This is a genomic window from Arthrobacter sp. D5-1, from assembly GCF_017357425.1.
Classification (GTDB): Bacteria; Actinomycetota; Actinomycetes; order Actinomycetales; family Micrococcaceae; genus Arthrobacter.
This window is the reverse complement of record NZ_CP014571.1, coordinates 1,458,826-1,482,668: the sequence shown is the minus strand read 5'-3', so window position 1 is coordinate 1,482,668 and position 23,843 is coordinate 1,458,826. Positions and strand designations below refer to the sequence as shown.

General features: G+C 62.9%; 23 protein-coding genes and 1 pseudogene. 8 read left to right on the top strand and 16 right to left on the bottom strand.

Features of this window, described 5'->3' with window-relative positions:
- Positions 1 to 27 precede the first annotated feature (27 nt).
- The 12 genes from AYX22_RS06890 to AYX22_RS06835 all read right to left on the bottom strand — a co-directional run bounded on the left by AYX22_RS06890 (position 28) and on the right by AYX22_RS06835 (position 12,620).
- Positions 28 to 678, bottom strand: coding sequence for a DedA family protein (locus AYX22_RS06890; RefSeq protein ID WP_207596773.1), 651 nt, complete (start codon positions 676 to 678; stop codon positions 28 to 30).
- Between the two features lie 88 nt (positions 679 to 766).
- Positions 767 to 2,077, bottom strand: coding sequence for a thymidine phosphorylase (locus tag AYX22_RS06885; RefSeq protein WP_207596772.1), 1,311 nt, complete (start codon positions 2,075 to 2,077; stop codon positions 767 to 769).
- Positions 2,074 to 2,478: a cytidine deaminase gene (locus AYX22_RS06880; protein WP_207596771.1), complete on the bottom strand. Its 405-nt coding sequence runs from the start codon at positions 2,476 to 2,478 to the stop codon at positions 2,074 to 2,076. Before AYX22_RS06880 ends, AYX22_RS06885 begins: the two co-directional genes overlap by 4 nt.
- 2 nt (positions 2,479 to 2,480) lie before the next feature.
- A complete protein-coding gene (locus tag AYX22_RS06875) occupies positions 2,481 to 3,770 on the bottom strand; it encodes an ABC transporter permease (RefSeq protein WP_089594145.1) in 1,290 nt (429 codons plus the stop codon).
- Positions 3,767 to 5,122, bottom strand: a complete 1,356-nt coding sequence (locus AYX22_RS06870; protein ID WP_207596770.1) for an ABC transporter permease — start codon at positions 5,120 to 5,122, stop codon at positions 3,767 to 3,769. Before AYX22_RS06870 ends, AYX22_RS06875 begins: the two co-directional genes overlap by 4 nt.
- The gene (locus AYX22_RS06865; RefSeq protein WP_207596769.1) at positions 5,115 to 6,632 is read right to left on the bottom strand and encodes an ABC transporter ATP-binding protein; all 1,518 of its coding nucleotides are present in this window, start codon (positions 6,630 to 6,632) and stop codon (positions 5,115 to 5,117) included. The genes AYX22_RS06870 and AYX22_RS06865 overlap by 8 nt, the downstream gene beginning before the upstream one ends.
- A gap of 134 nt (positions 6,633 to 6,766) precedes the next feature.
- On the bottom strand, positions 6,767 to 8,005 hold the full coding sequence (locus AYX22_RS06860) for a BMP family ABC transporter substrate-binding protein (RefSeq protein ID WP_207596768.1): 1,239 nt from the start codon (positions 8,003 to 8,005) through the stop codon (positions 6,767 to 6,769).
- 113 nt (positions 8,006 to 8,118) lie between these two features.
- The gene (locus tag AYX22_RS06855; protein ID WP_207596767.1) at positions 8,119 to 9,132 is read right to left on the bottom strand and encodes an NADP-dependent oxidoreductase; all 1,014 of its coding nucleotides are present in this window, start codon (positions 9,130 to 9,132) and stop codon (positions 8,119 to 8,121) included.
- A complete protein-coding gene (locus tag AYX22_RS06850; RefSeq protein WP_207596766.1) occupies positions 9,129 to 9,560 on the bottom strand; it encodes an organic hydroperoxide resistance protein in 432 nt (143 codons plus the stop codon). The genes AYX22_RS06855 and AYX22_RS06850 overlap by 4 nt, the downstream gene beginning before the upstream one ends.
- Before the next feature lie 53 nt (positions 9,561 to 9,613).
- Complete coding sequence (locus tag AYX22_RS06845) at positions 9,614 to 10,048, bottom strand: MarR family transcriptional regulator (protein ID WP_207596765.1); 435 nt, start codon at positions 10,046 to 10,048, stop codon at positions 9,614 to 9,616.
- 122 nt (positions 10,049 to 10,170) lie between these two features.
- Entirely contained in the window at positions 10,171 to 11,376 is a 1,206-nt protein-coding gene (locus AYX22_RS06840) for an amidohydrolase (RefSeq protein ID WP_024820064.1), read from the bottom strand.
- 110 nt (positions 11,377 to 11,486) lie between these two features.
- A complete protein-coding gene (locus AYX22_RS06835) occupies positions 11,487 to 12,620 on the bottom strand; it encodes a sugar phosphate nucleotidyltransferase (RefSeq protein WP_207596764.1) in 1,134 nt (377 codons plus the stop codon).
- A 298-nt stretch (positions 12,621 to 12,918) separates the two neighbouring features.
- On the opposite strand from AYX22_RS06835, the gene sdhC reads away from it, so the two are divergent.
- The 5 genes from sdhC to AYX22_RS06810 all read left to right on the top strand — a co-directional run bounded on the left by sdhC (position 12,919) and on the right by AYX22_RS06810 (position 17,309).
- On the top strand, positions 12,919 to 13,254 hold the full coding sequence (sdhC, locus tag AYX22_RS06830) for a succinate dehydrogenase, cytochrome b556 subunit (RefSeq protein WP_231343329.1): 336 nt from the start codon (positions 12,919 to 12,921) through the stop codon (positions 13,252 to 13,254).
- A 3-nt stretch (positions 13,255 to 13,257) separates the two neighbouring features.
- On the top strand, positions 13,258 to 13,719 hold the full coding sequence (locus AYX22_RS06825; protein ID WP_017197835.1) for a succinate dehydrogenase hydrophobic membrane anchor subunit: 462 nt from the start codon (positions 13,258 to 13,260) through the stop codon (positions 13,717 to 13,719).
- Positions 13,720 to 13,816: 97 nt separating this feature from the next.
- Positions 13,817 to 15,616: a succinate dehydrogenase flavoprotein subunit gene (gene sdhA, locus AYX22_RS06820; protein ID WP_207596763.1), complete on the top strand. Its 1,800-nt coding sequence runs from the start codon at positions 13,817 to 13,819 to the stop codon at positions 15,614 to 15,616.
- The gene (locus AYX22_RS06815; protein ID WP_026542862.1) at positions 15,616 to 16,398 is read left to right on the top strand and encodes a succinate dehydrogenase iron-sulfur subunit; all 783 of its coding nucleotides are present in this window, start codon (positions 15,616 to 15,618) and stop codon (positions 16,396 to 16,398) included. Before sdhA ends, AYX22_RS06815 begins: the two co-directional genes overlap by 1 nt.
- A 143-nt stretch (positions 16,399 to 16,541) precedes the next feature.
- Positions 16,542 to 17,309, top strand: coding sequence for an alpha/beta fold hydrolase (locus AYX22_RS06810; RefSeq protein WP_089594135.1), 768 nt, complete (start codon positions 16,542 to 16,544; stop codon positions 17,307 to 17,309).
- A gap of 97 nt (positions 17,310 to 17,406) precedes the next feature.
- Here AYX22_RS06810 and AYX22_RS06805 read toward each other — a convergent pair whose 3' ends face one another.
- Positions 17,407 to 18,708, bottom strand: coding sequence for a sugar ABC transporter substrate-binding protein (locus AYX22_RS06805; protein ID WP_207596762.1), 1,302 nt, complete (start codon positions 18,706 to 18,708; stop codon positions 17,407 to 17,409).
- A 111-nt stretch (positions 18,709 to 18,819) separates the two neighbouring features.
- On the opposite strand from AYX22_RS06805, the pseudogene AYX22_RS24010 reads away from it, so the two are divergent.
- The 3 genes and pseudogenes from AYX22_RS24010 to AYX22_RS06795 all read left to right on the top strand — a co-directional run.
- A pseudogene (locus tag AYX22_RS24010) lies at positions 18,820 to 19,245 on the top strand (family 43 glycosylhydrolase); the annotation flags it as partial.
- A gap of 11 nt (positions 19,246 to 19,256) precedes the next feature.
- Positions 19,257 to 19,739 (top strand): hypothetical protein, encoded by a 483-nt coding sequence (locus tag AYX22_RS24005; RefSeq protein WP_242703658.1) that lies wholly within the window; start codon positions 19,257 to 19,259, stop codon positions 19,737 to 19,739.
- Positions 19,736 to 21,949 carry a hypothetical protein gene (locus AYX22_RS06795; protein ID WP_207596761.1) on the top strand — a complete coding sequence of 738 codons (2,214 nt, stop codon included), beginning with the start codon at positions 19,736 to 19,738 and terminating at the stop codon, positions 21,947 to 21,949. The genes AYX22_RS24005 and AYX22_RS06795 overlap by 4 nt, the downstream gene beginning before the upstream one ends.
- Positions 21,950 to 21,972: 23 nt before the next feature.
- On the opposite strand, the gene AYX22_RS06790 is transcribed toward AYX22_RS06795, so the two are convergent.
- Genes AYX22_RS06790 through AYX22_RS06780 form a run of 3 tightly spaced genes read right to left on the bottom strand, consistent with a single transcriptional unit; the run spans position 21,973 to position 23,839 of the window.
- Positions 21,973 to 22,125 carry a glycine zipper domain-containing protein gene (locus AYX22_RS06790; protein ID WP_207596760.1) on the bottom strand — a complete coding sequence of 51 codons (153 nt, stop codon included), beginning with the start codon at positions 22,123 to 22,125 and terminating at the stop codon, positions 21,973 to 21,975.
- A 24-nt stretch (positions 22,126 to 22,149) separates the two neighbouring features.
- Positions 22,150 to 23,235, bottom strand: a complete 1,086-nt coding sequence (locus tag AYX22_RS06785; protein ID WP_207596759.1) for a YihY/virulence factor BrkB family protein — start codon at positions 23,233 to 23,235, stop codon at positions 22,150 to 22,152.
- Positions 23,162 to 23,839: a 2'-5' RNA ligase family protein gene (locus tag AYX22_RS06780; protein WP_207596758.1), complete on the bottom strand. Its 678-nt coding sequence runs from the start codon at positions 23,837 to 23,839 to the stop codon at positions 23,162 to 23,164. Before AYX22_RS06780 ends, AYX22_RS06785 begins: the two co-directional genes overlap by 74 nt.
- Positions 23,840 to 23,843: the final 4 nt, after the last annotated feature.

The window sequence follows — 23,843 nt, the reverse complement described above, 5'->3', positions numbered from 1 at the left end:
CGGGCTGATCTTCCGGGGCCGGAGGCGTCATACCGTGGGTGGAGTCGGAGCGTCTTCCTCGGGGATGTTCTTGCCGTCCAACGGCACTGATCCACGGACTTTGCTGATGATCCGATCGATGATGATGCCCAGGATCACGGCAACCACGATCGCTATGACGGCGCCCAGCAGATGGTTGTCTTCGAACCAGACTCCAAAGAAGTAGCCCAGGATCACCGAATACGTGGCCCACAGGACGGCGGACATGGCAGTAAGGGCCACGAAGCGTCGGTGGTGGAAGTGTGTGGCACCGGCCGTCAGGTTGACAGCCACCCTGCCAATGGGGATGAAGCGGGCCACCATGATGAGCGAGGCCGACCGGCGTCGGAGTTCCTTGCCTGCCCAACGGAAGGCGCCCTGCATCCGCTGCGTGCGCATCCACCGCCACCGCTGGATCCCTATGCGGCGGCCGATGATGTACGCGATGTTGTCCCCCGAGAACGCTCCCAAGGCTGCCATCACGCCGAGCAGCCATACATTGGGCGCGCCGCTGCTCCCGGACACGGCACTCAGGCCCACCACCACGGATTCGCTCGGAATGGGTGGGAAGAAGCCATCTATCACGCAGCAGGCCAACACCAGGAACAACACCCATGGCTGCTCCGCCGCGGCGAGGATGAAATCGTTGATGCCCTGCACGGTTTCCTTACGGTAGCCGGCTCCCCCACAGGCGCCGGATGACTGGTGTTCCGGGCCGTTCTTGCCGAACGGCCCGGAACACTTAAGCCTAGGCGATGCGGTCGATGATGAGCTGATGTGCCGGGCGTGACCCCTCGGGCGCGATCACCACGGCATCCTGGAGCGCTTCCTTGGCCCGTTCAAACTTCCCGGGAGTGTCCGTCCGGAGTGTCATCAGAGGCTCCCCCGCACGGACCAATGCGCCCGGTTTGGCGTGCATGCGGACACCGGCACCGGCTTGGACCTGGTCCTCCTTGCGGGCCCGCCCGGCGCCCAGGCGCCAGGCCGCAACACCGACAGAAAGCGCATCCAGTTCCACCAGGACACCGTCCGCGGGAGCATAGACAACCTCGGATTCCTTGGCCACCGGCAGCGCAGCACGCGGGTCGCCACCCTGTGCTTCGATCATCCGGTTCCAGACATCCATGGCACGGCCGTCCTTCAAGGCAGCCGCGGGGTCGGCGTCGTGGATGCCGGCGCCGGCCAGCATCTCCTCAGCCAGGCGGACAGTCAGTTCGACGACGTCTTCCGGGCCGCCGCCGGCAAGGACCTCCACGGATTCCTCAACTTCGATCGCGTTTCCGGCGGTCAAACCCAACGGCGTGGACATATCTGTCATCAGGGCGACGGTGTGCACACCGGCATCCTTGCCCAGGGCCACCATGGTCTCGGCAAGCTCGCGGGCCGAGGCCTCATCCTTCATGAAGGCACCGGAACCCACCTTGACGTCCAGCACCAGGGAGCCCGTGCCTTCGGCGATCTTCTTGCTCATGATCGAGGAAGCAATCAACGGGATCGCCTCCACGGTGCCCGTGACATCACGCAGCGCGTAGAGCTTCTTGTCGGCAGGAGCCAGCCCGGAACCTGCCGCGCAGATGACTGCACCCACGTCCTGGAGCTGGGCCATGATCTCGTCGTTGCTCAGGTTGGCGCGCCACCCGGGGATGGCTTCGAGCTTGTCCAACGTTCCACCCGTGTGGCCCAGCCCGCGGCCTGAGAGCTGTGGAACTGCGACGCCGAACACGGCAACGAGCGGCGCCAGGGGGAGCGTGATCTTGTCCCCGACCCCACCGGTGGAGTGTTTGTCGCTGGTAGCCTTGCGTCCGCCGTCGGGCTTTGTCAGGGACGAAAAGTCCATCCGCTCGCCAGAGGCGATCATGGCGGACGTCCACCGCGAAATCTCGGCGCGGTCCATTCCGTTGAGCAGGATGGCCATGTTCAGCGCGGCCATTTGTTCCTCGGCGATGACACCCCGGGTGTAGGCATCAATGGTCCAGTCGATCTGCTCGGGAGTGAGGGTGCCTTTGTCGCGCTTGATGGAGATGATCTGGACGGCGTCGAACGCTTCAGTGTTGGTCACGTGGTTTCCTCCAGGTTTTCGGGACCGAAGGCATCAGGGAGCACCTGGTCCATGGTTTTGATTCCCTGCGTGGTCATGAGCTGCATGCCGGGCGCCCGGAACTCGTAGAGCAACTGGCGGCACCGGCCGCACGGCATGAGGACGTTGCCCTGCCCGTCCACGCAATAGAACGCGGCGAGCCGGCCACCGCCTGTCATGTGGAGCTGCCCAACAAGTGCGCATTCGGCGCAGAGGGTCAGCCCGTAGCTGGCGTTCTCCACATTGCAGCCAGTAACGATCCGGCCGTCCTCGGTGAGGGCCGCAGCGCCCACCGGGAACTTGGAGTAGGGCGCATAGGCGTGGCGCATGGCCTGCTGTGCTGCCGCTTCCAGCGCCTGCCAATCGATGTCATCCGCAGGCATCGTCAACCCTTCACGTACGGTATGCCGCTTGCGGCCGGTGGCCGCGACTTACCCACCAAACCGGCGACGGCGAAGATGGTCACCAAGTACGGCAGCATGGCCATGAACTGGCTGGGCACCGGTGTACCGATGATGCCCAGGATGGATTGCAGGTTGTACGCGAAGCCGAACAGCAGCGATGCCAGGAACGCGCCGATCGGGTTCCACCGGCCAAAGATCAAGGCTGCCAAGGCGATGAAGCCTCGGCCGCCGGAGATGTCCTTGGTGAAGGAATCGATGGTCACCAGGGTGAAGACTGCGCCACCGATACCTGCGATGGCACCACCCAGGGTGACGTTCCAGAACCGGGTGGCGTTCACATTGATACCCAGGGTGTCGGCAGCCTGCGGGTGCTCGCCGACGGCGCGGACCCGCAGGCCCCACCGGGTCTTGAACAGGCCGAACCACACCACGGCCACAGCAATGTACATGAGGTAGCCGGCAATGGACTGCTCAAACAGGATGGGCCCGATGATGGGGATGTCCGAGAGCAGCGGGATCGGCAGGATGTCCAGGCGCCCCGGGGTGTTGAACTGCTCCTTGTTGGGGACCATCAGCGTGCCGTAAAGGAAGCCGGTGAGGCCGGAGACCAGCACGTTGAGGACAACGCCCACAATGATCTGGTTGACCAGGTATTTGATGCTGAAGACCGCCAGGACCATGGAGACCGCGGCCCCGGCAGCAGCCGCCGCGATCAGGCCGATATAGGGGCTGCCCGTCATGGTGGCTACCAGCGCGGCGGTGAAGGCTCCGCCCAGGAGTTGTCCCTCAATGGCGATGTTCACCACGCCCACGCGCTCACACAACACGCCTGACAATGAACCGAAGACCAGAGGTACGGCCAGTGTTACCGACCCCGCTACGAGGCCTGCCAGCGAAATGGACGGCTGCCGTGCGCCGGCCACGATCCAGACGAGCAACGCGAACACGAATACCACGGCAAAGGCAATGGGCAGCCACTTGGGTGAACGCTCCCCCTGCGTCCAGAGGTAGATGGAGTAGGCGGCCATAGCCAGCAGCAGGATGCCGAAGACCACCCCGCCCACCTGCCCCGGAATCATGAGCGCCGGGACGGCGACGGCGTCACCGGCGTCGCTGATCTTCATCTCGGCTGTCTGGTCCGGACCCAGGAAGCCGAAGAAGACCAAGGCTATGAGGGCAAGGATGCCGAGCGAGAGCGGGACTTTCATGGAAGGCCGGAACGCCGGCAGGGCCGTTGAACCCGACTTCGGAGCGGTGGTTGTCGCGCTCATTTGGCACCTCCGGAGGCGTTGACGAGGGCAGCCTTGGGAGCCGCCTTAGGTGTCTTGTTCTTCTTCTTGGGTTCAAGCCGGAAAATGGACCGGATGAGTGGAGGTGCCGCGATGAAGAGCACGATCAAGGACTGCACCACCAGCACGATGTCGATGGGCGTTCCCGTCTGGATCTGCATCTGCACTGCCCCTGCGCGGAAGGCTCCGAACAGCAGGCCGGCGAAGAACGTCCCCCACGGCGTGCTGCGTCCCAGCAGGGCAACCGTGATGGCGTCGAAGCCGATCTGGGCAGCGACGCCGCCGGTCAGCACCTTTTCCGTACCGGCAACCTGGGCAATACCGCCGAAAGCGGCGAGGGCACCGGCCATGGCCATCACCAGGATGGTGGCACGGGATACTTTGACGCCGGCGGTCCGTGCAGCGATGGGGTTGGCGCCGACAGCACGGAATTCGAAGCCGATGGTGGACCGGTTCAACAGCCACCACACGCCGAAGGTCAGCGCTATGGCCACCAGGAATCCCACGTGGAGACGGGAGCCGGGGATGAGGACGGGATACGTTGCCGACTCGTCCAGGCGTGGCGAGATGGGGCTGTTGTCCCCCGGACGCCGGAACGCAGCAGTGTTCAGCAGGAAGTCCAGCAGGAACAAGGCCACGTAGTTCAGCATGATGGTGACGATCACCTCGTGTGCACCGGTCCGTGCTTTGAGGATGCCAACGATGGCACCCCAAAGTGCACCACCCAGGACCCCCATGATGATGACCACCAGCAGGTGCAGGCCGAACGGCAAGTGCCAGGCGAACCCTGCGTAGGCAGCCAGCGTGGCGCTGATGATGATCTGTCCCTGTGCGCCGATGTTGAACAGGCCGGCGCGGAAGGCCAAGGCAACACCAAGGCCTGCGCAGATCAGCGGGGTTGCCACCGTCATGGTTTCAAGCAGCGGCTGCAGTCCCTGCCGGGGGTTGAAGATCGACCCCTGGAAAAGGGCAACATAGCTCTCGGTCATGGCAGACCACAACGCGCTGAGGAAGTCCGTGGGCCGGGCGAACAAGTAGCCTGCGGTTTTGGCAACCTGGGCGTCCGTGCTGGCAATCAGCAGGCCACCCAGGAACAGTGCCACGATGACGGCCAGGACGGACACGAAGCCGTTGCCCATCACGATGCGGCGCATAAGGCTGCCCTGCTGAGCTCCGGAATCGCCGCTTTGGGAAGACACCGGAACGATGGATGGTTCCAGCATGCCTCCCGCGGTATCAAGTGAGACATCTGCCGCACGGAGGTCCGCTGTGGACTGGTCCTCAGCGGGCAGGGCGGGTGTTGGTTCGCTCTTGGACTGATCCTTCTCAGTCATCAGAGCCTCCTTCCGGGCCGACGCCGGCCATCATCAAGCCAAGGGTGTCGCGGGGCGTTCCGGCGGGGACGATGCCCACGAGCTTGCCCTTGTAGAGCACGGCAATCCGGTCCGCGAGTTCGATGACCTCATCAAGTTCAGTGGAAACGATCATGACCGGCGTACCGACGTCGCGTTCGGCAACGATGCGCTTGTGCAGGAACTCGATGGAGCCGACATCCACGCCACGGGTCGGCTGGCTCGCGATGAACAACCGCAAGGGCCTGGACAGCTCCCGCGCCATGACCACTTTCTGCTGGTTGCCGCCGGACAGTGTTCCAGCGGCCGACCCCGCAGAGGGAGTCCGGATATCGAATTCTTCGATCTTGGCCTTGGCATGTTCGGCAACCTTGGCCGGCTTCATGCTGATGCCGCTGGCAAAAGGTGCTTGGTCATACAGGTCAAGCACCAGGTTTTCGGCGACCGAGAAAGGTCCAACCAGTCCATCCACAGTGCGGTCCTCTGGAACAAAGCCGACGCCCGAACGCAGCACTTCCTTGACCGGAAGGCCCAGCAGTTGCTTGCCGTCCAGGGTCACCGAACCTGTGACGTGCTCCTGCACGCCCAGGATGGCTTCGGTCAGTTCCGTTTGGCCATTGCCTTGGACACCCGCGACGGCGAGGATCTCACCTTGGGCGATGTCGAAGCTGATCCCGTCCACCACGTTGGTGCCGTTGGCAGCGCGGACCGTCAGGTTTTCCACCACGAACGTGGTTTCCTTCGGCTGCGCGGGTGCCTTGTCCAGGCTCAGGCTGACAGGGCGGCCCACCATCATGGATGCCAGTTCGGTGGCGGAGGCCGTGGGAGGCGCATCCCCCACTACTTTGCCGCGGCGAATGACGGTGATGACGTCGGAGACAGCCTTCACCTCACGCAGCTTGTGCGAGATGAAGACGATGGACGTGCCACCGGCTTTGAGCTGCCGCATGATGTCCAGAAGTTCATCGGTTTCCTGCGGCGTCAGCACTGCGGTGGGCTCGTCCAGGATGAGGACCTTGGCTTCGCGGACCAGTGCCTTGATGATCTCGACACGTTGCTGGACGCCCACGGGCAGGTCCTCCACCAAGGCGTCGGGATCCACGTCAAAGCCGTATTTATCGGAGATTTCCCGGATCTTCTTCCGGGTTTCGTCCATGCTGAGCACACCGCCGAACGAGGTCGGCTCCGCACCGAGGGCCACGTTTTCCGCCACCGTGAAGACGGGGACCAGCATGAAGTGCTGGTGCACCATGCCGATGCCGGCCGCCATGGCATCACCGGGGCCGCGGAAACTGACCGGCTGGTCATTGACCAGGATCTGGCCGGCTGTAGGCTCGTACAGCCCGTACAGCACGTTCATAAGGGTTGATTTTCCGGCACCGTTTTCGCCGAGAAGGCAATGGATCTGGCCGGATTCGACCACGAGGTCGATGTCTTGGTTGGCGTAGAAGGTCCCGAAGGCTTTCGAGATCCCCTTCAATTCGAGTTTCACAACTCCCACCGTTCTGTGAGTCCGAGGGACGGCTGTACTGCTCCAAAGCCACTGGCTTTGAGCCCAGCGTAGTCAGGGCAAAAACGCGCCGCCAGTACCGGGGCTCGGTACTGGCGGCGCGTCCAGGAATTGATTTACTTCTTGGGGCTCGCTGCCGATTCGACAACCAGCTTGCCGGAGACGATGTCAGCCTTCAGGGCATCGAGCTCGGACTTGGTTTCAGCGGTGACAGCGGAGTCAAGATCGTGGAACGGAGCGATGGCAACGCCATCGTTCTCCAAGGTGCCGACGTAGGCTGCGTTGTTGAACTTGCCTTCCGTGTCATCCTTCACCACGGCTTCAACAGCTTCGCCCATCTGCTTGACCACGGAGGTCAGCATGAGGTCCTTGTACTCAGGAGCGGTGAGGTAGCCATCGGAGTCAACCCAGATGAGCTTGACGTCCTTGCCGGCTGCCTTGGCTTCCTTCAGCGCAGCGCCTGCGCCCTTACCAACAGGTCCGGCGACAGGCATGATGATGTCCGCGCCCTGGTCCAGCAGGTTGATGGTGACCTGCTTGCCCGTGTCCTGCTTCTCGAAGTCACCCGTGAACGAACCGTCCTGGGTGGTCTTGTCCCAGCCAACAACCTGGACGGTCTTGTTCTTGGCCTTGTTGTAGGCCTGGACGCCGTCGTAGAAGCCGTCCATGAAGATGGTGACCGTGGGGATCTTGATGCCGCCGAAGGTACCTACCTTGCCGGTCTTGGAGGTGGCCGCAGCCGCGTATCCGGCCAGGTAAGCCGCCTGCGCCGTGTCGTAGACGATCGGCTTGACGTTGGCGATCGGAGTCTCGTACGTGTAGTCGACGATCGCGAAGTGCTTGTCGGTGTTCTTCTCGGCGGCGGCCTTGGTGGCATCGCCCAGGAGGAAGCCAACGGTCACCGTGAGGTTGCAGCCGGCGGAGATCATGCCGTTGAGGTTGGTTTCGAAGTCGCTGTTGGCCTTCGATTCGGCCGACTTCACCGTGATGCCCAAATCCGTCTCGGCCTTCTTGAGGCCTTCGAACGAGGACTGGTTGAAGGACTGGTCATCGAATCCGCCGGAGTCGGACACGATGCATCCAACAAAGTCGCTCTTGGTAGCGGTGCCGGATCCGGCGTCGGGGGCCTGTCCGCAGCCGGTCAGCAGGAGCGCTGCTGCGCCGACTGTGGCAACACCGGCCATTGAACCGCGCTTCAGGGTGGCACGCAGTGGTTTCTTCAATTTTCCTCCAGGAAGAAAGTGTTTGGCGCTACGACGGATGGTCAATGAGTGTCCGTTTCCTATACCTGAGGCAGAAATTCTGTTTTCACTGATGCTCGCAGCTGCGCCGAAGCGCATTGATGAAACCCACACTAGTGGCCTGGAACACACCCAGCTACCACAATTGATCACTCCAGGTCAGATTGTTGACCTTTTGTTACCAAGCAGTAGCTGGGTGCGCAAGTCACACGCGATTCACCTGTGGATCAGAGGCGGACAAGCATCTTTCCGGTGTTGGCGCCATCCAGGAGGTCGATGAAGGCCTGTGGTGCATTCTCCAAGCCGTCGACGATCGTTTCGTCATAGCTGACGCTGCCGTCGGCGAGCCAGCCGGCCATCTTCTGCGCGAATTCAGCGGCGTGCTGCCGTTGTCCGCCCACCAGGAATCCGCGCAGTGTCAGCTGCTTGCCGATCGCCACGGCCAGGTTCCTTGGCGCCACCGGGGGCTCGGTGGAGTTGTATTGTGCAATGGCTCCACACATGGCAACCCGGCCACCAACGGTAAGGGTAGCCAAGGCGGCTTCCAAGTGCTCGCCGCCGACGTTGTCGAAGTACACATCGATGCCGCGCTCCCCCGCAGCTGCCTTCAGCTGCTCCAGCACGGGCGCATCGTTGTAGTTGAAGGCAGCATCAAATCCAAGCTCCAGCAGCCGGGCTACCTTCTCCGGCGATCCTGCACTGCCGATGACCTTGGAGGCGCCCATGGCCTTGGCGATCTGGCCCACCATTGAGCCGACTGCACCTGCCGCGCCGGAGACGAACACCACGTCACCTTCCTCGAACTCTGCCACCTTGAGCAGTCCGGCATAGGCAGTCAGGCCGGTCATGCCCAGGGCGCCAAGGAACGCGGAGGTTGGGGCCAGTCCCGACGGAACCGGAGTGGTTGCCGCGGCGTCCACTACGGCGTGCTCACGCCAGCCGAGTTGATGCACGACGACGTCACCCACCTTGTGCGCGTCGGACCGGGACGCGATGACCTCACCTACCGCACCGCCGTCGAGCGCTGCATCGAGGCGGAACGGCGCCGAGTAGGACTTGACATCGTTCATGCGGCCACGCATGTAGGGGTCCACTGACATGAACTGGTTCTTCACCAGGAGCTGTCCCTCGGCGAGCTCGGGGAGCTGCGCTGTTGCCAGCCGGAAATTCTCCGGAACCGGACGTCCCACCGGGCGGGAAGCAAGCTGGATTTCGCGGGTTTCGGTAGCGGCGGCGCTCATGCTGCGAACTCCACGAGCTTGAGGTCTACGGCCATGTTGCCGCGGGTGGCGTTGGAGTACGGGCAGATCTGGTGCGCCTTGACCATCAACTCTTCAGCGGTGGTGCGGTCCAGGGCGGGCAGCGCGATCTCGAGTTCTGCAGCCAGGCCGTAGCCTTCGCTGTCAGTCAGTGCACCGAAGTGGATCTTGGCGGCAACGGCGGAATCACTGAGGTCAACACGTTCCTTGCGGCCCACCAGGCGCAGCGCGGAGTGGAAGCAGGCTGCGTAGCCGGCGGCGAAAAGCTGCTCGGGGTTGGTGCCTTCACCGTTGCCACCGAGTTCCACGGGGCTGGCGAGTGCTACATCCAGTTTGCCGTCATTGGTGCGGGCGTTGCCGTCGCGGCCTTCGCCGGAGGCCAGTGCCTCGGCAGTGTAGAGAGTCTTCATGGTGTTTCCGTTTCTCTTCGGGAATGGACGTCTCGGGATTTTCCGGGAGTTTGTCAGAGTGAGCCGTTGAGGGCTTTCGTGAGCTTGCCGAGGGTGGCGTGGAGTTGTTCGATCTCACCGGCAGAAAGTCCGGCGGCGTCCGCGAGGCGCTGGGGCACAGCCTGGGCACGATCGCTCAAGGCGGTCCCGGCGTCGGTCAAGATCACGTCCACGCGGCGCTCGTCCTCGGCGGAGCGGCGGCGTTCCACCAACCCCAGGCCCTCAAGGCGCTTCAGGAGCGGCGACAATGTGCCTGAATCAAGTCCCAGTTCGGCGCCGAGGTCGCGAACACTCCGCGGCTCCTGCTCCCACAGCACCAGCATCACCAGGTACTGCGGGTACGTCAGGCCAAGGTCCTCCAGCACGGGGCGGTAGACCGCCGTCGCGGCTTTGGACGCCGAATACAGCGCAAAGCAGACCTGGTGGCGGAGGCGGGGTGCATCACTCATGAATAAAACGATAGTGCACAATTCAATTGTGCACAACTTATCTGCGCCGACCGCACCCAACTGAGCCGCAGTTGGGCGCGTTTTGAGCGGTCAAAACGCGCTTAGCTGCGGCTTGGTTGGGTCTACTGCTCGAGGTCGCGGATGGTGCGCAGGGCGGCGGCGGTCAGGACGCGGATGGCGTAGCCCAGGGCACGCTCATCCACGATGAAGTCACCACGGTGGAGATCGTATTCTTCGCCGCCGGGCGTGTGCGTGCCCAAGCGCATCATGGCACCTGGGAGGTCTGCCAGGAACCAGGCAAAGTCCTCGCCTCCCATGGACTGAGGCGTGAGCACCACAGCGTTTTCACCCAGCTCAGCGCGGGCGGAAGCTTCGATGAGGGCGGTCTCGTGCTCGGAGTTGACCACAGGCGGCACGCCACGGGTGTGTTCGAGGTGGACGTCCACGCCGTACGGCGCAGCAACTTGCCGGACGACGTCGTCCAGCAGCTCTCCCGCGCTGTGCCAGGCATCGCGGTCGAGGCAACGCATGGTGCCGGCCATGTAACCGGAGCCGGGGATGGCATTGGGGGCAGAGCCTGCGGAGATCTGGCCCCAGACAACGGACACGCCACTGCGGACGTCCACCCGGCGGGAAAGGACGGCCGGAACATTGACCGCTATTTGGGCCAGCGCGAACACAAGGTCCTCGGTCAGGTGTGGCCTGGACGTGTGGCCGCCCCGGCCGGAAAGCTCAATCTTGATGGTGTCCGAGGCAGAGGTAATCGCCCCGATGCGGGTGCCGATCTGGCCCACGTTGATCCGGGGATCGCAGTGCAGCGCAAGGATGCGCGGCACACCCTCAAGGACTCCCTGCTCAATGCAGGACAGCGCCCCACCCGGCATGGTTTCCTCGGCCGGCTGGAAGATGATCCGGACTGTGCCGCCCAGAGGATTGTTCTTGTGCATCCGCTGCAGCGTCAAGGCAATGCCGAGCATGGCAGTGGTGTGGACGTCGTGCCCGCAAGCATGGGTAACGCCATGGTTCTTCGAAGCGAAGGGCAGGCCGGTCTCCTCGATGATCGGCAGTGCGTCGATGTCGCCACGGAGGGCGGTGGCAATGGGGCCCTCGCCCACGTCAACCGTCAGCCCGGTCTCCTCCAGCCGCCGCGGCTTCAGTCCTGCCGCTTCAAGCCGCTCCACGAGTTTGTCCGTAGTGCGGAATTCCTTGAAGGAGAGTTCGGGGTGCGCATGGAGGTCACGCCGGAATTCGATGAGTCCGGGCAGCAGTTCATCAACCCAAGGACTCACAACGGGAGCGGGCTCGGTTTCAGTCGTGTAATTGCGCACGTCACAACTCTAGCCATCCGCGGCACGCAAAGAACGAAAGCCACCTCTTGGTTACGCTGCGTTCAGGCGCAGGACAACCAAAGAGGTGGCTCACGGTATAAGGAGCTGCGTTACAGCACGTCCGTATCGCCGCTGGCTTTGAGGGCGTCAACGGTCCCCTTGACCAGTTGCGCGTGTTCCTTGGTGGTGACCAGGAGCGCGTCCGGGGTGTCCACGATGACCACGTCCTTGATGCCGATCAGGGCGATGACGCGCTTGGTGTCGGAGACCACCACGCCGCTGGCATTCTCCGCGAACACACGGGCGCCTTCACCGAGCACGGTCACCTCGTCCACATCGCCGGCATTGTTGAGGCGGCCGATCGCAGCGAAGTCGCCAACGTCGTCCCAACGGAAAGTGCCAGGCACGACGGCGACATCGCCGGCTGCCGCTGCGGGCTCGGCCACGGCATAGTCGATCGCGATCTTGGGCAACGTGGGCCACACCCGCGCGGTGACTTCGGCGCGCTGGGGAGTGTCCCAGGCCTCTGCGATTTCCTGGAGGCCCTTGAACAGTTCGGGTTGGTTGGCTTCAAGGTGCTTCAGCATGAGCGCCACGGGAGCAACGAACATGCCCGCGTTCCAGACGTAGTCCCCTGCTTCTACATATTTATTGGCGACTTCCTGGCTTGGCTTCTCCACGAACTCAGCCACCGCCAGCGCGTTCGGTGCGCCTTCCACGTTGAGGGCAGCGCCGGAACGGATGTAGCCAAAACCGGTGGAGGGGTGCGTGGGCTTAATGCCGATGGTGACGATCTTGCCCATGGCGGCCGTGTAGATGGCCTCGCGCACCGTTTCCTGGAAAAGATGGTCCGGGCTGATGACCTGGTCCGCTGCGAAGGAGCCCATGATGGTGTCCGGGTCGCGGCGGTACAGGATGGCAGCGGCCAGTCCAATCGCAGCACCGGAGTCCTTGGGCTCGCTCTCGAGCACCAGTTCGTCGTCCCCGATTTCAGGGAGCTGGCGGCAAACAGCGGCACGGTGGGCCTCGCCTGTCACTACGAGCACTCGTTCACCGGCCAGCGGCTCCAGGCGGTCATAGGTGGCCCTCAACAACGTACTGCCGGAACCGGTCAGGTCGTGGAGGAACTTGGGCGCAGCGGCCCGCGAGAGCGGCCACAACCGGGTCCCCACACCGCCGGCCGGAATAACCGCATGGAAGCGGTTCATGGGCGATTCCGGGTATTTCGCGTCTTCTGTACTCACCGCAACACTTTATCCGACGCAAGCGCGAAGCCCCGCAGTACGCCACGCATGTGGCGTTCGTCTCAGGGACTGGGCAAAATCGCCTGAATACTGGCAGGAAACATGGAATTAACAAGGAGAGAAGCCCGTCCTAAATTGAATATGCTGTGAGCGAAGCCTAGATTTAGGCGTGAGCTACGAGTGCTCTCGCAGCAGGCGTTCCCCCCGCGTGGATCCCATGCCAGCGCCGCTGTGTTGCAGGAAGGTTTAATCAGTGCCGACAAAACCAGCTGGCACCTTGTACCGCGGCCGTGAAGGCATGTGGTCCTGGGTTGGACATCGTATTACCGGTGTAGTGATCTTTTTCTTCTTGTTGGTCCATGTGTTGGACACCTCATTGGTGCGCGTGTCCCCTGAGGCCTACACGGCCGTCATTGGTGCTTACAAGAACCCCCTCATGGCCCTGGGGGAAACGGGCCTGGTCGCTGCGATCATTTTCCACGCCTTCAACGGCCTGCGCGTGATTGCCATCGACTTCTGGAAGAAGGGCGCCAAGTACCAGCGCCAGATGCTGTGGATCGTGCTTGCGCTGTGGCTGGTCACGTTCGCCGGCTTCGCCATCCGCCACCTTTCCCTCGCGCTGGGAGGCCACTAAGCCATGACAACCATCGAATCCCCGCGCAGCGGAAAAATCGCCCCGAAGTACAACCGCACCGGCTCCAGCCGCGGCAACTTCGAGATGATCGCCTGGCTCTTCATGCGCCTTTCCGGCATCGTCCTGGTGGTGCTGATCTTCGGCCACCTCTTCGTGAACCTGCTGGTAGGCGAAGGCATCCACGCGATCGACTTCGGCTTTGTTGCCGGCAAGTGGGCAGATCCGTTCTGGCAGTTCTGGGACCTCGCCATGCTGTGGCTTGCCATGCTGCACGGAACCAACGGCGTCCGCACCATCATCAACGACTACGCCGAGAAGGATTCCACGCGCTTCTGGCTCAAGATGGTCCTCTACGCGGCCACCCTGGTCATCATCATCCTGGGCACGCTGGTGATCTTCACCTTCAACCCGTGCCCTGTTGTTGACGGCGTTCAGCTTCCTGGCGGATTCTGCCCGGCCCCGTAGCAGCGTTTCCGGTGGCTCTGCGGAGTGAACCGGTTCGCCTGACGTAGCGGAGCAGCCTCCGCAGACCATCTGAATTTTGAAAGAGAGAGCATCTGGTATGCAGGTCCATAAGTACGACGTCGTTATTGTCGGTGCAGGTGGCGCCGGCATGCGCGCCGCGATCGAGTCCGGTCAGCGCGCACGCACAGCGGTACTGACCAAGCTCTACCCCACCCGTTCGCACACCGGTGCAGCCCAGGGTGGAATGTGTGCAGCACTGGCCAACGTCGAAGAAGACAACTGGGAATGGCACACCTTTGACACCATCAAGGGTGGCGACTACCTGGTTGACCAGGACGCAGCCGAGGTCATGGCGAAGGAAGCCATCGACGCCGTGCTGGACCTGGAAAAGATGGGCCTGCCGTTCAACCGCACGCCCGAAGGCCGCATTGACCAGCGCCGTTTCGGTGGCCACACCCGTGACCACGGCAAGGCTCCCGTCCGCCGTGCTTGTTATGCAGCCGACCGTACGGGCCACATGATCCTGCAGACGCTGTACCAAAACTGCGTCAAGCACAACGTTGAGTTCTACAACGAGTACTACGTTCTGGACCTGCTGATCGTCGAAGAAGACGCAGTGCGCGAAGACGGTACCCCGTACAAGCAGAAGCGCGTTGCCGGCGTGGTCTCCTACGACCTCGCTTCCGGCGAACTTCACGTCTTCCAGGCCAAGTCCGTGGTGTTCGCCTCGGGCGGCGCCGGCAAGGTCTTCAAGACCACCTCCAACGCCCACACCCTCACGGGTGACGGCATGGGCATTGCCTTCCGCCGCGGCATCCCCCTGGAAGACATGGAGTTCTTCCAGTTCCACCCGACCGGCCTCGCCGGCCTGGGCATCCTCCTCACCGAGGGTGCACGTGGTGAAGGTGCCATCCTGCGCAACTCAGAGGGTGAGCGCTTCATGGAGCGCTACGCCCCCACCATCAAGGACCTCGCACCCCGTGACATCGTGGCCCGTGCCATGGCGAACGAAGTGCGCGAAGGCCGCGGTTGTGGACCTAACAAGGACTATGTCCTCCTGGACCTGACCCACCTTGAGCCGGCTCACATCGAAGCCAAGCTTCCGGACATCACAGAGTTCGCCCGCACCTACCTTGGTGTGGAACCGTTCACCGATCCGGTTCCCGTGTTCCCCACGGCGCACTACGCCATGGGTGGCATCCCCACCAACATCACCACGGAAGTGCTCCAGGACAACGACACGATCGTCCCGGGCCTTTACGCAGCCGGTGAAGTTGCTTGTGTGTCCGTGCACGGCTCCAACCGCCTCGGCACCAACTCGCTCCTGGACATCAACGTGTTCGGCAAGCGCGCGGGCATCGCTGCTGCGGAGTACGCCAAGACGGCCGACTACGTCGAGCTGCCCGAGGACCCCGAGGCAATGACCCGCGGCATCCTGGACGGCCTGCTCACCGGCAACGGCACCGAGCGTGTTGCGCAGATCCGCAAGGAACTGCAGGACACCATGGACGCCAACATGCAGGTGTTCCGTACCAAGGAATCCCTGGAACAGGTCCTTCGCGACATCGCTTCCTTCGAGGAGCGGTACAAGCACGTCACCGTTCAGGACAAGGGCAAGCGCTTCAACCTTGACCTCCTGGAAGCCGTGGAACTGGGCTTCCTCCTGGACATGGCCAAGGTCATGACTGTTGGTGCACTGCACCGTGAAGAGTCCCGCGGCGGCCACTACCGCGAAGACTTCCCGGACCGCAATGACGAGAAGTTCATGAAGCACTCCATGGCCTACCTGGACACCTCCGTCACCGTCGACTCCTCGGCGGAATCCGTCGCGGGCATCCGTCTTGAGACGAAGCCCGTTATCTTCACCCGTTACGAGCCGATGGAGCGTAAGTACTAATGACGACCGAAATGGCAGAGCCCGCTTCCAAGATCGAGCTCCCGGCAAGTGTTGCCGGCGACGGTGAAATCCCCACGTTCCACATCACGCTCCGCGTGCGCCGCTACGATCCCGAAATTTCGGACGAGGCACGCTGGGATGACTACAAGCTGACCATGTATGGCACGGACCGCGTGTTGGATGCCCTCCACAAGGTCAAGTGGGAGATCGACGGCAGCGTTTCCTTCCGCCGCTCCTGCGCCCACGGTGTCTGTGGTTCAGACGCCATGCGCATCAACGGCCGCAACCGCCTCGCCTGCAAGACGCTGCTGAAGGACCTGGACACCACCAAGCCCATCACCGTCGAGCCGATCAAGGGCCTCCCCGTGGAGAAGGACCTGATCGTGGATATGGAACCCTTCTTCCAGTCCTTCCGCGAAGTCATGCCGTTCCTTATCAACAAGGGCCACGAGCCCACCAAGGAACGCCTGCAGTCCGTTGAGGACCGTGAGCGCTTTGATGACACCACCAAGTGCATCCTGTGCGCCGCTTGCACCTCATCCTGCCCGGTCTTCTGGACCGACGGCCAGTACTTTGGTCCGGCAGCGATCGTCAACGCGCACCGCTTCATCTTCGATTCCCGTGATGATGCCGGCGACATGCGCCTTGAGATCCTCAACGACAAAGAAGGCGTGTGGCGCTGCCGCACCACCTTCAACTGCTCGGAAGCCTGCCCCCGTGGCATCCAGGTGACCCAGGCAATCGCAGAGGTCAAGCAGGCCATCCTGTCCCGCAAGATCTAGTTCGCGTTTCGTACAAGAACAACCACGACGACGGCGCCACTCACCACTGCTGGTGGGGGGCGCCGTCGTCGTTAACCAAGTGTCGAAGCCAGCCGCCGCCGGATCCGTCACGGAAAACGCCACCGCAATGCAAGGAGATCAGCGTGTCACGCTCTGAAAAGATCAGCTTCACGGGAAGTACCGGCGACACCCTGGCCGGCATCGTGGACGTCCCGGAAGGGCCCGTCCGCGGCTGGGGCTTGTACTCACACGGACTGACCCTCGGCAAGGACAGCCCCGCCGCTTCCCGCATCTGCAAGGGATTGGCTGAGCAGGGCGTCGGCATGCTGCGTTTCGACAACCTGGGTTTGGGCGGTTCTGCCGGTGAATGGTCAGCGGGATCGTTCAGCGTGAAGGTGGCCGACACCATCCTGGCCGCGGAGTTCATGAGGGAGCAGGGCCGGGGAATCTCCTTGCTGGTGGGCCACTCCTTCGGCGGTGCAGCCGTGTTGGCCGCAGCCCGCGACGTCCCTGGCCTGAACGCCGTGGTGACCGTTGCCGCACCGTACGAGCCCAAGCACGTCGAGCACATGTTCGACACGGAGATTGAGGACATCCTGCGCGACGGCAGCGCCGTGGTTGACCTCGGCGGACGTCCCATGGAGGTACGCCGCCACTTTGTGGAGGACGTGGAACGCGCCGACTTGCGCGACTGCATCCGCACCCTTCACAAGCCGCTGATGGTGATGCACTCCCCCACCGACAACACCGTGGGGATCGACAACGCCAGCGAGATCTTCCGTACGGCCCGGCACCCCCGGAGTTTCATCTCCCTAGAGGGCAGCGAGCATCTCCTTACCGGAAAGGGCCAGGCCGCACGGGTTGCGCGCATCATCGGAGCGTGGGCGGACCCCTACCTGGAAGTCAGCTAGGTCCGCGACGCCGGCTGAGGGCCCAGCCGCCCATGTAGGTAACAGCAAACGCTCCACTGACGCCTCAGTGGAGCATTTGCTGTCACCTAGTTGGGTACTACTTGCCGATGGCCGCTTTACTCTCGCTCAGCCACTGCTCTGCTGCCTTCTCCGGGCTCAACCGCTTGAAGAGGACTTCGGTGTTGATGCGGGCCGTGATCTCGGAGACCGCAGTGGAACCGGTGGGACCAATGAACGTTGGCGCGAAGTCCATCTTGCCGATCTGGTCGATGTAGGCGGCTTCCACTTTTCCCTGGGGCGTCAGGAGGTCCTGGATGGCCGTGCGCATGCCGGAGTTGCTGGGCACCCCGCGGTCGCTCTGAATGATTTTTGCTGCGGCCTCATTGTTCACCAGGAAACTGACCAGCTTGGCGGCAGCATCCGCGTGCTTGCTCCGGGCTGAAATGGTGTAGAACTGCGAAGACTGGAGCCAGATCCCGGGTGTGGGCGTCTCGCCAGGCAGCTTGAGCAGTTTCAAGTCTGCACCGGAGGCCTTGCTGAGGGCAGTCAGTGAGTTGGTCCAGGTCAACATCATGCCGGCCTGGCCCATGCCCATGAGTGTCTGCTCGGTGCTGACGTTGAGCTTCTCCACCGTCTCCGAGGCGCTGGGAGCGGCGCCTGATTCACTGAGTTTCACCGAGAAATCGAAATAATCCCGCACGGTGTCCTTGTCCAGACCCAACTGGCCGTCCTGGGTATAGAGGGACTTCCCGCGCTGTCGGGCGAAGGCATCCAGCGAGTCATGCGTCAGGACGGTAGCGGTGCCGTAGGTCCCCTTGGGACTCTTGGCTGTGATGTCCTCTGCCGTCTTGGCGAAATCGTCCCAGGACCATTTGCTGTCATCCGGCAAGGCAACACCCGCAGCCTGGAACACGGCAGGGTTGACGACGATGGCCAGGGCGTTGGCACCGGTGGAGACGCCGTACTGCTTGCCCTGGACCTGCCCATTTTCCAGTGCTCCCTGGTCCATCTTGGACAGATCCAGCGAACCCTCCACCTTGGACAGATCCAGGAGGGCGCCACGGTTGGCGTACTCGGCCGGGTAGGCGCCACCCATGGTGATGACGTCAGGGGCATCGTTGGCTGCAACTTGGGTTGCCAGCTTGTCGAAGTAGCCGCCGATGTCGCCGTATTCCGGCTTGACCTTGATATTGGGGTTGGCCGCCTCGAATTCCTTGATGGCCTTGTTGGTGAGGTCGGCCCGGGTGGCGTTGCCCCACCACGAGAACCTGATCTCCACCGGCCCATCTTCCGGCTGGTTGGAGGAGGGGCTGGAGCAGGCCGCAGTGAGGCCCAGCATGCTGACGGCTGCTACGAAAGCGATGGACTTACGGAGATGTCGGAGAGATTTACGCGTCATTGGGTAAGCTTCTTTCAGGCTCAAGAAAACGGTTCCTGAAACGTATCAAGGCGGTGTATATTCGTCAATAGTTTTGGATATGAACTATTTGAATCCGTCAAGGAGGACGCAGTGGACCTACGATTGAACCAGATCCAGATCCGGGACCCCTTCGTGCTGACCCAGCCCACGTCCGGCGATTACCTACTGTTCGGCAGCACGGACAAAAACATCTGGTCAGGACAGGCCACTGGATTCGACTGTTATCGAAGCAGCGACCTGCTCACCTGGCAGGGCCCCCTTGTGGCGTTCAGGCCGCCGCGCGGATTTTGGAGCCAGGAGCAGTACTGGGCCCCCGAAGTCCATGAGTACCAAGGGCGCTTCTTCATGTTCGCCACCTTCATTGCGCCCGGGCGCCTCCGCGGAACGCAGATACTGGCAGCAGACAAGCCCGAGGGTCCCTACGAACCATGGAGCGACGGTCCGGTCACGCCCGGAAATTGGCAATGCTTGGACGGCACGCTCCATGTGGACGACGACGGAACGCCGTGGTTGGTCTTCTGCCATGAATGGAAGCAGGTGCACGACGGCGCCATGATGGCCCAGCGCCTCGACCGGACCTGCGCAGCGCCAAGGGCGTGCCGGTGTTCCTTTTCAGCGCATCGGAGGCTCCTTGGTCCCGCGCCCTTGATGTCCCATCCGTCCGGGACCGCGGGTTTCCTGTGTATGTCACCGATGGTCCGTTCCTCTTCCGGCTTTCAAGCGGAAAGCTCATCATGCTGTGGTCCAGCTTCGGTGACAACGGTTACGCCATGGGGATTGCCCGCAGCGAATCCGGGACAGTGCTGGGCCCCTGGAAGCAAGAGCCCGATCCTCTCTGGAGCGCAGATGGCGGCCATGGAATGATTGGCCGCCACCTGGACGGAAGCCTGTTCCTGACGTTGCACCAGCCAAACAAAACTCCCTACGAACGGGCAGCGTTTTTCCCGCTCCTTGAACTTGAGGACACCGTGACGCTCGCCGGCGTCATCCCTTCAGAAAGGCTGACATGAACCCGCCACACCCCGCTATTGATCGCAAGGCACTGGTCCGGCGGCACAACGTCCGGCAGCAGCAACTGGATCCTCGCAGCCCCGTCTCCGTCGGCAACGGCGAGTTCGCCTTCACAGTGGACCTCACCGGGCTGCAGTCATTACCCACCGACTACCCCGTGGGCGCACGTGATGACCTGCCACCCGGGACACTCCTGGGAACGCAAGCGCAGTGGGGCTGGCACTCCGTTCCACCACCCCACCCCTACCACCTCGCCGGATCCACCGTCCTTTACGATTCACCCCGCGGCCCAGTCCCTTACGTGGACATGGTGGGTGACATCGTGAACGATCGTGAAACCGACACCTCCGTGGCGGAAACGTGGCTCAGGTCGAACGCGCACCGGCTGGACCTGGGGCGCATCGGCTTTCGCTGGCTGCAGGATGGCACAGAGCGTCCGTTGAATGCAGCGGACATCACTGACACGGAACAAACTCTGGACCTCTGGACAGGAGCCATCACCAGCCTGTTCACCGTGGCAGGTCACCGGGTGAAAGTGACGACGGCGTGCCACCCGGACCGGGATGAGCTCGGCTTCCGTGTGGAGTCCACTGCGCTTGGTGCCGGATTGTTTGTCGGCGTCGGCTTCCCCTACGGGTCCGAGGCCTGGCATGACGCCGCGGACTGGGATCGACCGGATGCCCACACCACCACGCTCAGTGGACCGTCACCAGTGGGAAACAACGGATCCACAGCATGGACCGCCCAGCGCGAACTGGACGATTCCCGCTACGAGGTGGTGATCACTGGTCAGAGCCTGGCCGTGGTACAGGCCGGTCAGCATGATCTCCGCATCGCCCCGGCGTCGCCTGGAACACCGGGCAGCGATACGGTGCTGGACTTCTCCGTGGCGTTCGTGTCGGCCGGGGATGGCGACTGTATCCCGAGGTGCAACAACAGGCCAGCCAACCACGCCCACCAGCCGGACGGCCCTGCGGACGCGCGGACCGGCGTCGAACTTTCGCCGGCACGTTCAATATTCGAAGCAGCCGCCGCCTACTGGCCGGAGTTCTGGTCCTCGGGCGGGGCGATCGAGCTCGATGCCACCGATGATCCGCGCGCCAAGGAATTGGAACGCCGGATTGTGTTGTCCCAGTACCTCACGGCGATCAATTGCGCGGGTTCCTTGCCGCCGCAGGAGACGGGGCTCGTGTGCAACTCGTGGCGTGGCCGCTTCCATCTGGAGATGCACTGGTGGCATGCGGCCCACTTTGCGTACTGGAACCGTGTGGAGCTGCTCCTGCCGTCGTTGCGGTGGTACTCCACGGTGTTGGAGACTTCACGGCAGACGGCCAAAGCGCAAGGATTCGACGGCGTTCGCTGGCCCAAGCAGGTGGGGCCGGACGGTCGGGAGAGCCCCAGTCCGATCGGCACATTCCTCATTTGGCAGCAGCCGCACCCCATCCACCTGGCCGAACTGGTGTACCGGGCCAACCCCAGCCGCGACGTCCTGGAAGAGTTCGCGGAGATCGTCTTTGAGACAGCTGCTTTCATGGCCGGCTTTGCCCACCCCACCTCGCGGGGATTCGAGCTGGGGCCACCCCTGATCCCGGCGCAGGAAAGCTACGGGTCCATCCGGTCCAAGGTCACCAACCCCACCTTCGAGCTGGCCTACTGGCAGTGGGGCCTGCGCACGGCTTCTGCGTGGCGGGAGCGGCTGGGCCTGGAACCGGTGCCTGGATGGTCCGACGTGGCAGAGGGCATGGTTCCTCCGCGGGTGATCGGCGGCGTGTACGCAGCGATCGATAGTGAACCCTTCACCATCCGCACCGACCATCCGTCCATGCTGTGCGCCCTTGGAGTCCTCCCGCTGACCGACATCGTTGATCCGGAGATCATGCGGGCAACACTCTCGGACGTGCTGGCCGACTGGGACTGGTGCAGCACCTGGGGCTGGGATTACCCAGTGATGGCCATGACCGCAGCACGGCTTGAGGACCCGGAGGCCGCAGTGGATGCGCTCCTCCTCAGCGCGGGCAAGAACACGGTCCTGCCCAACGGGCACAACCGCCAGACGGACTCGTTGCCGCTCTACCTGCCAGGAAATGGTGGGCTGCTGGCCGCTGTCGCTCTCATGGCAGCTGGATGGGACAACGGTCCGGAGCGCCACGCCCCCGGGTTTCCGGCCGACTGGACCGTGGCATGGGAAGGGCTGGTGCAAGCACCCTAGCCTCAGCTCAGGGGACATGCCCACTATCCCCGGCGCGGTCCCACTGCAGCCCCGACAAGTGCCCCCAGCCCCACCCCGATGAGGATGCCCAGGAAAGGGGACTTAAAGATCAGTTGACCCACAATGAGACCAACGGCAGCCCCGAGGAGGCAGCCGATCCACAGTGGATTGTTCATGGCGCCTCCCGGGAGAAAGAACTGTCAGGTGCGGGGCGCCACGCGACGCGACCCAAGGACTTTCTTGCGCGGGGTCTCCCCCGACTCAGTATCGGCCTCACGAATGGCCGACCACGACGCCGAGACGAGGTACACCTGGCTCACCAGGTTGAACCAGATCAGCAGGCCAATGATGATGGCGAAGGACGCCAGAACGGGGTTGTTTCCTGACCGGGCCAGGAGTTCGGTGCTGAAAAGTTGAAGGACAGTGGTCCCTGTGCCGGCGAGCACCACCGCTTCAAGGAACGCGCGCCTCCCCAGCTTAAGGCCGGCGGCGATACGGAAGAGTACTGCCGCCGTCGCGCAGTTCAACAGGAGGGGAACCACAATCTTGACGGTGGCGGCGATAGGTGCGGCCACTGCCTCGTCCAACTTCAGCAAACCGATGAACCAATCGGCGGCTGTCCCAAAAATCAGGGAGGCGCCTGCGCTGATGACCAGAAGGACTCCGAGGAGCAACAGGGTACCGGCGTCGATGAGCTTCTGGAGGACAGCATTACGCACCAACGGAGCGGCGTTCATGATCCCCCGGATGCCCTCCCGGATGCTTGCTATCCAGCCCAGGGAGATGAAGACAGTCACTACCGCCGCGATCAGGGCTGTCCAGCCAAGTCCGGACGGGTTGAGCAACGACTGGGGATCCACCAGTCCTTCGCCGCCATCCACTTGAAGGAGCCCGGGGGCCGCCGCGGCCACGCTGTCGATGACGGCGTCCTGAAGCGCCGGGCTTCCCCCCAAAACGATTCCCGCCACTGCAAAGCCAGTGGTCAGCAGACCCGTCACGGAGAAGAACATGTTGAAGCCAATACCCGCACTCAACAGAGGCCCATGCTGGCGTGTGTAGTGCTGGAAAGAACGCAAGGCACGGTTGGTGTTCAGCCTGGCCATGAAGAGCGCAAAGAACGCTCCGGCCTTCTTCGGCAGGCCATCGCCGGCGCGCTTGGACTGGCCCCATTCCTGCCTCTTGCGAAGCAGCTCAAGTTTGAGCTTGGCCAGCTCAGTTGGCAGCGGAGGAGCGTCCGCCTGCGTGGCGTGAATCCGTTTGCTGTTCTTCGTCAGTATCGCCGCCAAAGTCGAGCTCTTCCCGTAGCTGCCATATTCCATTGGTGTCGTGCTCGTAAAGTCCCATGCTAACCACAGGGAAGGTCGCCCGGTAATCTCTGAGGACCGTTTCGGCCTCATCCAGATTTTCCTGGGCGACGTCGTGGGCCACCGTGACGTGCGGGTGGTATGGGAACGGGAGCAACCGTTCCAGCGGCCCGGTTTGAAGTTTCTCGTGCAACTGCACGCACTCTTCAAAGCCCTCTTCAACGTTCACGAAGACCACCGGTGACACGGGCCGGAACGAACCCGTGCCGGAAATGGTGATGTGGAAGGGTTCCTGGGTCCGGGCCACTTCCCGTACATGCTCGCGGGTAGCGGCCCAGTCCTGAGTAGGTGTGGTGGTGATCAGTGTGATGTGGGCAGGAATGACCTCGGCCATCGGGTCACCGAAGGAGGCGCGCCATTCCTGGAGTTCGCGGGCGATCTCCGGTGGAAAGCCGAGGATGACACCAACACACATGGTGTCACCGTCGCCGCAGTCGGTGCCGGCAACACCCGTCTGGCGAGAGTCGTCCGGACCGACACCCTTGCGGGTGTCGGTCTTGACGTTGAGCTGGCCAGCGGAGCACATGGAG

Coding starts and splice junctions, on each gene's coding strand:
- AYX22_RS06880 (WP_207596771.1), bottom strand. CDS start 2,478: ATGCCTGCGGATGACATCGATTGGCAGGCGCTGGAAGCGGCAGCACAG.
- AYX22_RS06875 (WP_089594145.1), bottom strand. CDS start 3,770: ATGAGCGCGACAACCACCGCTCCGAAGTCGGGTTCAACGGCCCTGCCG.
- AYX22_RS06870 (WP_207596770.1), bottom strand. CDS start 5,122: ATGACTGAGAAGGATCAGTCCAAGAGCGAACCAACACCCGCCCTGCCC.
- AYX22_RS06855 (WP_207596767.1), bottom strand. CDS start 9,132: ATGAGCGCCGCCGCTACCGAAACCCGCGAAATCCAGCTTGCTTCCCGC.
- AYX22_RS06850 (WP_207596766.1), bottom strand. CDS start 9,560: ATGAAGACTCTCTACACTGCCGAGGCACTGGCCTCCGGCGAAGGCCGC.
- AYX22_RS06845 (WP_207596765.1), bottom strand. CDS start 10,048: ATGAGTGATGCACCCCGCCTCCGCCACCAGGTCTGCTTTGCGCTGTAT.
- sdhC (WP_231343329.1), top strand. CDS start 12,919: ATGTGGTCCTGGGTTGGACATCGTATTACCGGTGTAGTGATCTTTTTC.
- AYX22_RS06825 (WP_017197835.1), top strand. CDS start 13,258: ATGACAACCATCGAATCCCCGCGCAGCGGAAAAATCGCCCCGAAGTAC.
- sdhA (WP_207596763.1), top strand. CDS start 13,817: ATGCAGGTCCATAAGTACGACGTCGTTATTGTCGGTGCAGGTGGCGCC.
- AYX22_RS06815 (WP_026542862.1), top strand. CDS start 15,616: ATGACGACCGAAATGGCAGAGCCCGCTTCCAAGATCGAGCTCCCGGCA.
- AYX22_RS06805 (WP_207596762.1), bottom strand. CDS start 18,708: ATGACGCGTAAATCTCTCCGACATCTCCGTAAGTCCATCGCTTTCGTA.
- AYX22_RS24005 (WP_242703658.1), top strand. CDS start 19,257: ATGGAAGCAGGTGCACGACGGCGCCATGATGGCCCAGCGCCTCGACCG.
- AYX22_RS06795 (WP_207596761.1), top strand. CDS start 19,736: ATGAACCCGCCACACCCCGCTATTGATCGCAAGGCACTGGTCCGGCGG.
- AYX22_RS06790 (WP_207596760.1), bottom strand. CDS start 22,125: ATGAACAATCCACTGTGGATCGGCTGCCTCCTCGGGGCTGCCGTTGGT.
- AYX22_RS06780 (WP_207596758.1), bottom strand. CDS start 23,839: ATGTGCTCCGCTGGCCAGCTCAACGTCAAGACCGACACCCGCAAGGGT.